This is a genomic window from Bacteroides sp. An269 (genome assembly GCF_002159755.1).
Lineage (GTDB): Bacteria > Bacteroidota > Bacteroidia > Bacteroidales > Bacteroidaceae > Phocaeicola > Phocaeicola intestinalis.
Genome location: NZ_NFJG01000032.1, coordinates 23,854 through 35,964, shown reverse-complemented (window position 1 = coordinate 35,964; position 12,111 = coordinate 23,854). Strand labels below are relative to the sequence as shown.

Here is a 12,111-nt window from a genome sequence, read left to right as displayed (position 1 = left end):
ATCTGACGAAGAACAGGAGCGAAAAGGGCCAAAAAATCGCCCAAAGCACACACGAAAACGGATACATCAAGCCAAGAAAAACTTTTTGGAGAAATTCAAAACAGCTTCTAAGTTAACCCAAAGAAAGCGGGGCTTGTCCGGATGATGTGAATCAATCGGATAAGTCCCGTAATGTTATAAGTAACTGCTCATAAATGAGATTCAACACAGAGGACACGGGCATATACTCTCATAAGGAATGTGGCGTATAGTAAGGCAGCAGGAACCGGAAGAAACCCTGCTCCACCTCCTGGTTGGGGGATTCAGACGGTTGTTCTACAAATCTTCCTTCAATCCTTGCTTCCAACCGGGGAAAGGGCAGTGGTCGTGGATCTCACGGAAAAGCTTTAGACAGTAATTCACCAAATTACGGGCTTCTTCCACTACAATGGGGTCACCCATGATTTCAATCAACGAGCGGGAGGTGGATGTATTAATCGTCTTACGAATACCCATCTCGTTGTTGCTTAATGTTACCAGGCTGTAATCGGATTTACAAGTCATTAAGTCTATCACTTGTGGGCAGGGCTTTTCGAGCATCTGTAACAGCTTATTTACGTCTGCATGGTTGGTGATGCGCTTGAAAAAAGTGCCCCAACTCGCAAAAAGCATTACCTCGTTTTTTTCATTAAACAGGAAGTTTACTATTCCGTAAAAGCCTTTTCCTGCTTTAAATATATATTCGGCATAATCTTTACGGACTACAAATGTCATCGCTTCGCCCGCCATAAATGTGCCGCCGGCAGTTGTCTGTAAGAAAGTACGCATAAGTTATCAAATCTGTTTACAATGTTATTAAAATGCGAAAACTCACCGTGAGTGCTCTTCAGTCACCCACTTCTCCACCGTCCTTGTTTCCGATGAGAAGTTTACGCCTATCAGGTAAAGCTTGCGTTTGTCCGTCTGGAAAGGGAGGGCATAATGGTTGTCCTTGATTTGCCGGAGGGCTTCTTCGGCGGTCTTGTCAAGCTTCAGTTCTATGATGTAAATATAGTCTTTTGTCTGAATGGTAATATCTATGCGGCCTTGGCTGGTCGCCTGCTCTACCTGCACATTGTAGCCCAGCATGGTGAAAATCAGGTAGAGGGTGTTTTGGAAATCCTTTTCTTTATCAGCTCCTGCCACCATGTAGCTTCTGCCTGCCAGCATGGTCTGGATGGTTTGCAGCAGGTCATCGGGGTTGCCCCGTTTGACAGCTGAAGTCATCTTGTTGAGAATGCCCCTGACGCTCGATTGCTGCTGTGACGTGTAGTAAGGCATCAGAAAACGGAAGAAACCCCGCTCAACTTCCTGATTGGGGAAGTCCAGACGGTAACCTAATTCGGGGTCATAACCGGCAATGGTGAGGTAGCCGCTCTGGAAGAGTACGGGAACGGGGTCATCATATCCCTCGTCTACGGAAGAAAGCACATCTCCGTCCACATAAATGCCTTTCAAATCATGCAATTCATAGTCGTTCTGTTGCAGCAGCTTGACCAAAAAAGTGGGTGTGCCTGTCTTGAACCAATAGTCATTGAACTCTTTTTTCGCAAACGTGTTGAGCAGGCTGAACGGATTGTAAATGCCTACACTGTTCTGCCGGAAATGATAACCGTCGTATTGCTTGCGCAACCTCTCGCATGCCTCTTCGAAGGTCATGCCGTTGGCATCGGCAAGTTCGCGGATGGAGTCGTCAAAGTAAATGTGCAGTTCTTCTTCAGATATGCCACAAATGTCCACGTATCGGGGATCCATGGAGATGTCATCCAGATTGTTTAGGTCGCTGAAGATGCTGACGTGGCTGAACTTGCTCACGCCCGTGATGAAACCGAAACGGATGCAGGCATCCAGTGACTTGAGCACAGAGAAGAAAGCTTTCAAGGCTTTCCGGTACGCATCGTGCAAAGGTTTGTTGTCGATGGTGCTGAGAAGCGGTTTGTCGTATTCGTCCACCAACACCACCACTTGTTCACCCGACTGTTTGTAGGCAGTATGTATTACGTTATAGAAACGTTCTTCGGGAGCCAGGTTGCTATCAGTAGTCATGCCATAACCCTGTTCCCACATCACAAGGTGCTTATTCAATTCCGCTTTGAGGGATTCTTCATCCTCATAATTGCGAGCATTCAAGTCCAGATGAAGCACGGGATATTGTATCCACTCTGTTTCCTGTTTCTCTATGGCAAGTCCTTTGAACAAGTCTTTTTGTCTCAAGAAGTAAGCTTCCATAGTAGAGACCAGCAAGGATTTGCCGAACCGGCGGGGACGGCTGAGAAAGTAGTATTTCCCCATCAACGCCATTCGGTAAATAAATGCCGTCTTGTCTACGTAAACGAATCCGCGCTTGCGGATGTCGGCAAAACTCTGTATTCCTATGGGGTACTTCATCATGGCTCTGTAAGTTTTTGAGTTTTTAAGTTCTTGGGACGTTTGATTTTGTTTACAAAGTTAACGATTAATCTTCAACAGACAAAGAAAAAGTCGGTTTATAGTAGAACAAAATCTCACCACAGAGGTCACAGGGTACCACAGAGAAAAAATTTAAAAGCCTCTGTGTCCTGTGGTGAGAAAATGCACAATTTCATACCGCGTAAAATATAAAAGAATGCAGACGGGGACAGACGGACACAGATTTTACTATAAAATCACTTCTGATTGACTTTAGAAGATGAAATGAGCACTTGCTTATCTGAATCTTTCTTTGTATATTTGCTGCATAAAAATGAGTTTGTATATGAAGAAAGAAATAAACGGTTGGCTGAATATTTTGCTGGGATGTATCATCCTGGCGGCAGGTTTTGTGTTTTTCATCAATCCATATAACATTGTGCCGGGAGGTGTGTATGGGGCGAGTATCGTGTTGCATAACCTGTTTCCTTCCGTTCAGGTAGGTACGTTCGGGTATATGTTCGATATTCCGTTGCTTATCCTTTCGGTCATCTTTTTAGGCACGAAGCTGGGGGCGCGTACCATTGCGGCTGCATTGACCACTCCTTTGTTGATGAACATCATGTCGCGTCTGGTATATCCTACGGAAGAAGCTTTGCATGCGCTTGACCCGTCTCAGCTTTTGGGAGGCATTATGGACTTGTCGGACCATCTGATGCTGACCTGCGTGATGGGTGCCGTACTGATAGGTATCGGGAGCGGCATTGTGGTGAAGAATCAGGCTACTACGGGTGGGAGCGATATTGTGGCAATGATGCTTCAGAAGTATATGCACATCCGTTTCTCGCGGGCGATATTGCTGGTGGACGGGATCGTTGTCTGCTTTGGTTTGTTGGTGATTGGGTTCGGATTGGGAAGCGGAGAAGTATCCGAGGAACCTTCCGTTTATTTGTCTTTGTATTCGTTGATAGCTATCTTCATCGTATCGCGGGTGATAGCTTACATGATAAACGGTTCGAAGAACGACAAGCTGATATTCGTTATCAGCGAGAAGAAGTTGCCAGATTTGCATAAGTATATCTTGAATGATTTGGACCGTACCGCTACATGTATCAAGAGCAGCGGCTTGTACACGAAGAAAGAGAAGGAGATGATTTTCCTTGTGGTGAGCTACAAGGAAGTGGCGGGCGTGAAAGCCACGATAAAGCTTGCCGACCCGCGTGCCTTCGTGGTAGTGACCGATGCTTACGATACGTTCGGTGAAGGTTGGAAGCAACTTCCTTCACCCAATGAGATTGAGCCGGAGTGATATCGGGGCTTACGCACGATATGATATACTTCTGCTAATAAAATCTCAAGATGAGGGAAAAGCCAGATTTTTTTTTGAAATAAATCATGTCTGTAAGTACTTTTCCATCTTCTATGATGGGATGGTCATAGTGGAGCGTGAAGAAGTCCGGTACCGTATGCGAATAGGTGAAACCACAGCTTTTGTAAAACGAGACCGTTTGTATGCTGTTTCCGGTTCCTACCATCATTGTTGTAAACTGCTTGCTGTAGAGCCGGCACAGATAGCTTATCATTTCCCGTCCGTAACCATGCCGTTGGAAAGAGGGTGCAATAGCCAGGTTTTTCAGTTCGCATACCTTGTTTCCTTCGTCTGTTACAACGGCAATGCCTATGGTATCTGTTCCGTGGTGCATGACATGCATTGTACCTCTTTCCAGGTAGCGGTCAATCATCGATTCTTGTTCGTCTGCCAGCAGCAGAAGTTCAAGGTATTGTTTCTTGTCGGTTTTTATTTCTGTTATTTCCATATTCATTACACTTGTCTACAAGGATGTCGGTTGTATGTCCGTCTTCGACAAATATAGTCAATCCCATATAGTCAATCCGAAATAAAAAGCGAATATTTGCATACATTATTTTTCGCAAATCAATATTGTTTCGCTATAAAAGATTGAATTATGCCAATCAGGAGTTAAAAGGGAGTTATAGGTAGTTATCGCCCGCTGGGCGGGCTGGGAGTAAGATGCCAATACCTTTTTGCGCCGCTTCTGTAGAGACGATGTGCAGAGACGATGTGCACATCGTCTCTACTACGTGGCATATACAAAATGCACAAAATAAATACCGCTAACTCCTGATTCGCATGAATTCCGCAAATGGCCCATGTAGGGGTAAAATAAAAAAAGCCGGAAACATCTAATTGTGTGATGTTTCCGGCTTCCGCCTACTGGTTACTATTAATGAATTTCAATCACTTTGTTGATTTTGGCTTTTTCTTCAGGCGTGCGTTTCGGCAACTCGATGGTCAATACACCGTTGTTGACGTTGGCGTTGATTTTATCCTTTTCCACATCGTCCGGAAGAACCAATGCCTGCTGGAATTTCGTGTAAGAAAACTCACGGCGCAAGTACTTCTTGTTTTCCTTGTCCTCTTCCTTGTTTTCGGTTTTCTTTTCCATCGAGATGACCAATTCGTTGTCTTCACTCAAGTGGATGTTGAAATCCTCTTTCGTCATACCCGGAGCCGCAACTTCAACCTTATAATCTTTGTCGCTTTCTATAACATTGATAGCAGGTGCCGTTGCGTTGGCCTTTACCATCCAATCGTTATCGAAAAAGTCATTGAAAATACTCGGTAACCATTCTTGACTGTAATTTCTTCTGCTCGGTGTCATAATCTTAATCTCCTATTTTTAAGTTCTTTGTTTATCAATTCTTTTTGAACTCCCTCTGCCTTTCGGCTTCCGAAGTTCACTTACCAATGTGCAAACTCTGTGCCGTCAGACGGCATGGCTTGTTTTTTAAACTTGTGAAAACTATTTTAAACAAAACGCCTTTGCTTTTAAACTTTCGGAGAGCCGGAAGGAAGAAGTTTGTCATAAGGGATTGTCTATTTGGCAGGAAAGAAGAAAAAAAGTCAGTAGGACTTGATAGAGTGCCGGTTTTATGCTATATTTATCGGCATAAAGAGAGATGCCATGCATACGAAAGGAAAGTTTGTTTTAATCCTATTGATTATGATACATAGTATTGGAAACGCCTGTTCTTCGGGTGAAAAGCGTGTCCGTATGCCGGCGGTTGCCGGTGCTTTTTATCCGGCAAAGGCGGATACATTGAGAAAGATGATAGCATCGTTCATGTCCGATGCTTCTTCGGTAGAGCCGGATAAGGAAGTGCAAGCGGTGATTGTTCCGCATGCCGGTTATGTTTATTCGGGTGCGATTGCATCCAAAGCCATAAAGGCAATCCCTGCGGATGCTGCCTATAAGCGGATATTCTTGCTCGGTCCCAGCCATCGGGCTGCATTCGACGGTGCTTCGGTGAACGGTGCTTTCGGTAGTTATGCCACACCGTTGGGCGAAGTGCAAGTAGACAAGGAGGCATGCGATGCATTGCTGCGTGCCGATACAGTCTTTACCTATGTGCCTGAGGCGCACGTTCGTGAACATTGTCTGGAAGTTCAATTGCCCCTCTTGCAAGTGCATTTGCGCGATGTCCCTCCCATCGTACCGATTATCATAGGTACGCAAGACTTGGCAAAGTTAAGAAGAATCGCCCAGGCATTGCAGCCTTATTTTACTTCGGATAATCTGTTCGTTATCAGTAGTGACTTCTCGCATTATCCTTCGTACGAGGATGCCAACCGGGTAGATAAAGCCACGGGAGAAGCGATTGAGAGCGGTTCGCTCCGGAAGTTTCTGGATGCGTTGGAGATGAATGCCCGCGAGGGTGTGCCCCAATTGTTGACCAGTGCGTGCGGGCAAAGCCCTATCGCCGTACTCCTTTCATTAATGGAGGGACGCAAGGATTTGCAAGTCAGCCATTTGGCTTATTGCAATTCGGGCGATGCCGTTTATGGAGATAAAGACAGGGTGGTAGGCTATCATGCTTTTTCGATAGTAAAGAAGGAAGAAACAGGTGCATTTGTGCTGGCAGAGGATGAGAAGGCGCAACTCTTGCAAATCGCCCGTAAAAGCATTGACTATGCACTTGCCCGACGGACGGATTTGCCCTACGATTCTACGAAAATGAGTCTTGTGTTGCAACAACATTGCGGTGCGTTCGTGACCCTTCATAAAGGAGGAAAGTTGCGCGGATGTATCGGGAATCTGGTAGGGTATAAACCGTTGTATCAGACAGTTTCTTCGATGGCACGTGCCGCCGCATTCGAAGACCCGCGCTTCTATCCCGTAGAAGAAAGCGAGATGAAAGACATTGATATCGAGATTTCGGTGCTTTCCCCTTTGCGGAAGATTCAAACCATCGATGAGTTCCAATTGGGGCGGCATGGCATCTATATCATAAAAGGAGAGCGTCGGGGGACGTTCCTTCCTCAGGTGGCAGGGGAAACGGGATGGACAAAAGAAGAATTCTTGGGGCATTGCGCACGCGATAAGGCAGGTCTGGCTTGGAACGGCTGGAAGGATGCGGAACTCTATGTGTACGAGGCGATTGTATTCGGTGAATAAAAAGGAAAATAAAACGATACGGATGAAAGAAGCGGCTTATTATATTTCGAATCCCGACGGGACGGTGGTATGTGTGCTCTGCCCGCACCGATGCAAGATAGATGAAGCTAAGTGCGGGAGGTGCCGGAGCCGTATGAATCGGGGAGGGCACCTATATTCGTTGGCATACGCACGTATATGCGCTATGCACGCCGACCCGATGGAAAAGAAACCCTTGTTTCATTTCTTGCCGGGAGCGACTTGTTTCTCTATCGCTTCGGCGGGGTGTAACCTTTCGTGCCTGAATTGCCAGAACTGGTCTGTATCGCAGGTCTCTCCGATGGAAATCCCTTCTCAGACCTTGCTTCCCGAAGATTGTGTACGCCTGGCTAAGAAGTACGGATGCAGGGCGGTGGCATATACCTATACCGAGCCGCTTACGTATCTGGAATATGTGCGCGATTGTGCTTCGGCTTGCCAAGAGGCCGGACTGAAGAACGTGCTGGTAACGGCTGGCTATGTGAATGAAGCGCCTTTACGCGACCTTCTGCCTTTTATCGATGCCGTAAACATTGATTTGAAATCATTTTCGGACGAGGTTTACCGGAAGGTAAGCCGTGTCCGGCTCCAGCCGATATTGGACACCTTATTGGCAATGCGTGATGCCGGCGTGTGGATAGAGATAACACACCTGCTTATCCCCACTGTCAATGATAACGAACAGGATTTCCGTGCGATGTGCCGCTGGCTGGTGACGAACGGCTTTGCGGATTCTCCTTTGCACATCAGCCGCTTTTTCCCTCGTTATCGTTTGCAGCAGCTTGAGCCTACTCCGTTGGAAACGTTGCTTGTTGCAAAGCAGATAGCAGAAGAGGAGGGGCTGCGTTTTGTCTATATCGGTAATACTTCTTTGCCAGATGTGGGGAATACTTATTGTCCGAGATGTGGCAAACGGCTTGTGAGACGTGAAGGGTATTGTGTCTCACAAGCAGGTTTTGTCGGCGTATGCCCGTTTTGCGGAACCAGTATTCCGGGGCAGTGGAGTTGAGGGAGCAGTTCATGAGCGTTATCTTTACGGTCTGCAGCGTGTACGTCATTCGTTTTGTCCGCTTTTTACTTTTTTCAAGTATTCGGAAGGCAGCATTCCATATTCTTCCTTGAAGCACTGGCGGAAGTAAACGGTACTGTTGATGCCTACTTTAAAGGCTATTTCTGAAATGCTGTATTTCCCTTCAAGCAGCAGTTTTTCAGCAAGCTGCATCTTTATTTTCCGGATAAATTCATTGGTAGACATTCCGGTTAATGCTTTTACTTTGCGATATAGTGTAGAGTTGCTCATGCAGAGGTGACTGGATAGAAAACTGATATCGATTGTTTCTGTCGATGAGAGGTTTTCAGTAATTACATGAGTCAGATTGTCGAGAAATTCTTTGTCGAGCTTATTCAATGAATCAGTCAGGATGCTATGTTTCTCTTCGATGTCTTTTTCTGGGGAAATCGGACTTGAAGCTGTAATATAGCGTTCAGATAATCGCCTGCGTTGAGCCAATAGGTTATTGATGCGGCTGTGGAGCAGGCTGGCACTGAACGGTTTGGTCAAGTATGAATCGGCTCCCGACAGATAACCTTCCTCTTTGTCAGCAAGTGTATCTTTAGCTGTAAGCAGGATGATGGGGATGTGGCTGGTACGTATATCCTTTTTCAGCGCTTTACATAGTGCGGTTCCGTCCATGACGGGCATCATGATGTCGCTTACAATAATGTCGGGAATATATTCTATAGCTGCTTCTACACCTTCTTTTCCGTTGGTGGCTGTTTTTACCTCGTAAAGGTCGGTAAACGAATCGACCATGTAGTCGAGGATATCTTTGTTGTCTTCTACGATTAGGATGACGGGGCGCATGCTGTCTGCTGTTTCTTGCGATTCTTGGACAGGCAAAGCTTGGGGAGCTGCAGTTTCTTTCTCTTCTGTGGTAAGGTCGCGGTGAAGTGCCGAAGGATAATTGTTGGTTGCCACAATCCGTACGACAAAGGTGGTTCCTTCATTGAGCTTGCTATGGGCTTCGATGCTTCCTTCATGCAAAGCAACGAGATTTTTCACTAATGCCAGTCCGATGCCCGTCCCAGAAGCTTGATGTATGCTTCCCTCCTGGTAATAGCGGTCGAAAATGTGTTGCAACGCTTCGGGGCTTATGCCGTATCCGGTGTCTTGTACACTCAGTTCCAGATAGCGTACGTTTTGTTTGTCCGTCCAGTGCGCACTTATTGTGATTTGTCCTTTTTCGGTATATTTCAGCGCGTTGCTGATAAGGTTGTCAAGGATAATGGTCATGGCTTCTTTGTCGAAATACAATGTCATTTCTTCGGCTTCAGTCTGTATCTGTATGTTTATCCGCGGGTTTTTATTCAATTCTTTGTATTTGAGTCCTATTTCGTATACCAGCGCAACTATGTTTTCGCGGCATACACATAGTTTTTTATTTTGTGTTTCAGTCTTGCGGAATTCCAGTATTTGGTTGACTAACTCCAGTAGTCTGATAGCACTTTGATGGATGACAGCGATGCGGTGTCTGTCCTTACGGGCCAGCGTACGGCTTCCCATCATGTCTTCCAGCGGACCGATAATAAGCGTAAGCGGCGTACGTAATTCATGCGTAATATTGGTAAAAAAGCGCAGCCTTTCATCATTGAGATGCTGTTCCTGCTCATGATTCCATTTTTCCGATTCATACAGGTATTCCAGATTAAGGCGCCGCTTGTAAGTTTTCAAAAGGATAAAGGACAGGATAAGTCCGATTACGACATATACCAGTTTGGCTATCCACGACAACCAGAAAGGAGGTTCGATGTCGATGGATAAAGTCGTTATCATATCCGACCATTTTTGGTTACGGATACGGGTTTTGACCATCAGTTCATACTTGCCGTAAGGAACATCCCTGAATGTAATGTTGTTCATGTCGGATATATACCATGAATCGCTGAGCCCTTTCAGCATATAGGCATATTCGACTTGTCCTTCCAGCGCATAGTCAGGCACACTGAAAGCAATTTTAAAGCTATTTTGTTTATGTTCCAGTTTGATGTGGTCACAATTGGCGAGAGGATAGGTTTGCCCATTGCTTTCGGCCAAAGGAAACGGAGTCAGGACGGTTATTTTCATGAAGAAAGCCTTGGGAGCTTCTTTGGGAGACAACACTTGTTCGGGAGCGAAATAACAAAGTCCGTTGGTAGAGCCAAAATACAGGTTTCCTTTGTTGTCTTTGCATACACTTCCGGTAGTGAAACTGGCAAGGGGAATATTGTCTTTGTGATTGTAGTTATAGAATTGTTTTTCTTCCTGTTTGAAACAGGAGATGCCTTTATTGGTGCTGAACCAGATGTTGCCGGCATGGTCTTCGGTTATGGCTCGGATGTGGGTGTTGTCAAGTCCTTCGGTGCGTTGGTATTCTTGATAATCCAGGCTTTTCGGGGGAAAACATACCAGGCCGTCACCTGTGGCAATCCATACGTTATGTCGGGTGTCTTCATATATGTCGTTGACGGTATTGGATGGAAAGCCTGCGTATGTATCGAAAGTGTGTATCAGTTTTAAGTCTTGTGAATAAAGGAAGAGACCTCCTCCAAAAGTTCCTACCCAAATGCGTCCTTGAGTATCTTTGATAACATCTCTTACCAGATTTTCAGGGATGTCGATGTGTTGGACAATCTTTTTAGAAACCCGGTCTATCTGATATATTCCGTTACTGCTGCTTATCCACATCAGTCCGTTTCTGTCTTCGAAAAAGGAACGTACATCTGTTGTGCTCAGTTCTTGTGGAAACAGTTGGCGGAATGACTGTTTCTGGCTATCGAAATACATGATGCCTTTGCGGAAAAGTCCGAACCACAGATTGCCTTCCGAATCACAAAGAGCTGTCTGTATGGAATTTCCACTAAGATTTCCATTGTGAACCGTATAAGTGGAGGTACGTCGTCCATTCTCCAGTACGTTGATTCCTCCTCCGTCGGTTCCTATCCATAACCGGTTGTGCTGGTCCATGCATACTGCACCGGCTATACGGGCATTCAGGTTGCTTCCGGGCATGTCTTGCGAATAGCAATAAGTATTGAATAAGGTAGCGTCATTGTTGAGGAAGTTGACACCTCCGCCCCAAAGTCCTACCCAAATGTTGTTATTAGAGTCCTGAAAGATACTGCGTACGCTTGAATTGCTGAGACTGTATTCATCGTCTCCTTCACGGATGTGGCGGTAGTTGAGGTCTTTTGCCGATGAAAAGAAGCGTTGTGATAAGTCAATGATGGCTATACCTCCAAATTCGGTAGCTATCCATAGTTGTTTGTCGTTCAGTTGGCAGATATCAAAGATATTGTATGAAAGCAGGCTGCCTGACGTACCGAAATTCAAAAAATTTTTTTCTTCGGGATTAAACAGTGCCAATCCTTTATCTGTGCCTACCCAGATATCTCCGCTTTGGTCTTGATAAATACATTTCACTTCGTTGCCGGGCAGGGAGGTAGGATCGTTTTCATCATGTCTGAAATTTTCCACCTGTTTGGTCTTGAGTGAGAGGATACTCATACCTTCATATCTGTGTCCGATATATAAATTGCCTTTGCCGTCTTCTGTAGCAGTCCAAATATGGTTACCTGGCAATTGGGGTACAGTTGTCCGATTGTAATGAGTAAATGTGCCTGTTTTTTTGTCCAAATAATCAATGCCTTTCCAGTAAGTGGTTATCCATAAGTTTCCGTCTTTTGCCGGATAGATGCCTGTCACGTCATCGGTAGCAAGGCTGTTCGGGTTGTTGTCATCGTGTCGGTAGATGGTGAACGTATTGTTCCTGTAATCGAATGCGTTTAAGCCTGCTCGTTGGGTACCTATCCACAGAATGTTTTCTTCTGGATCGTCCAACAGACAATTCAGCTCATTTCCTGTTATCCCTTGTTCGTTGTTTTCTGTCTTGTAATATGTAGTGAAAGTGGTTCCTTCCAGTTTATTCAACCCTTCTTCTGTAGCAAACCAAAGGTAACCATTCTTGTCTTCTGCAATATCGATGACAAAATTGTTGGACAATCCTTTTTCCAGTCCCAGACGTTTGATGGTATAGGTTTGCGACCAGCAATTGAAAGCGTTCAGTAAACAAATGATAAATAGGAAATGTTTCATGTGGTTGTATGTTTTTTTCAGTTGGCTAGGTTGCAGTTGACAAGGTCTTTGAATAGATAAAGCGGATGTTTCTTTACT

At 45.3% G+C, this 12,111-nt stretch carries 8 protein-coding genes; 3 read left to right on the top strand and 5 right to left on the bottom strand.

Annotated features, from left to right (window positions below):
- Positions 1–315: 315 nt before the first annotated feature.
- Entirely contained in the window at positions 316–807 is a 492-nt protein-coding gene (locus B5F71_RS08355; protein ID WP_087209217.1) for a hypothetical protein, read from the bottom strand.
- 42 nt (positions 808–849) lie between these two features.
- Positions 850–2,406, bottom strand: coding sequence for an ATP-binding protein (locus tag B5F71_RS08350; protein WP_087209228.1), 1,557 nt, complete (start codon positions 2,404–2,406; stop codon positions 850–852).
- A gap of 346 nt (positions 2,407–2,752) precedes the next feature.
- Between B5F71_RS08350 and B5F71_RS08345 the strand changes: the two genes are divergently transcribed.
- Positions 2,753–3,715: a YitT family protein gene (locus B5F71_RS08345; protein WP_087209214.1), complete on the top strand. Its 963-nt coding sequence runs from the start codon at positions 2,753–2,755 to the stop codon at positions 3,713–3,715.
- Between the two features lie 34 nt (positions 3,716–3,749).
- On the opposite strand, the gene B5F71_RS08340 is transcribed toward B5F71_RS08345, so the two are convergent.
- Positions 3,750–4,229 (bottom strand): GNAT family N-acetyltransferase, encoded by a 480-nt coding sequence (locus B5F71_RS08340; protein WP_206423831.1) that lies wholly within the window; start codon positions 4,227–4,229, stop codon positions 3,750–3,752.
- Positions 4,230–4,652: 423 nt separating this feature from the next.
- Positions 4,653–5,090, bottom strand: coding sequence for an Hsp20/alpha crystallin family protein (locus B5F71_RS08335; RefSeq protein WP_022040996.1), 438 nt, complete (start codon positions 5,088–5,090; stop codon positions 4,653–4,655).
- Positions 5,091–5,432: 342 nt separating this feature from the next.
- Between B5F71_RS08335 and amrB the strand changes: the two genes are divergently transcribed.
- Positions 5,433–6,884: an AmmeMemoRadiSam system protein B gene (gene amrB / locus B5F71_RS08330; RefSeq protein ID WP_241148578.1), complete on the top strand. Its 1,452-nt coding sequence runs from the start codon at positions 5,433–5,435 to the stop codon at positions 6,882–6,884.
- A gap of 22 nt (positions 6,885–6,906) precedes the next feature.
- Positions 6,907–7,911: an AmmeMemoRadiSam system radical SAM enzyme gene (gene amrS, locus B5F71_RS08325; RefSeq protein WP_087209210.1), complete on the top strand. Its 1,005-nt coding sequence runs from the start codon at positions 6,907–6,909 to the stop codon at positions 7,909–7,911.
- Positions 7,912–7,956: 45 nt separating this feature from the next.
- Here the strand turns inward: amrS and B5F71_RS08320 are convergent, their stop codons facing one another.
- A complete protein-coding gene (locus B5F71_RS08320) occupies positions 7,957–12,033 on the bottom strand; it encodes a hybrid sensor histidine kinase/response regulator transcription factor (RefSeq protein WP_087209208.1) in 4,077 nt (1,358 codons plus the stop codon).
- Between the last annotated feature and the right edge of the window lie 78 nt (positions 12,034–12,111).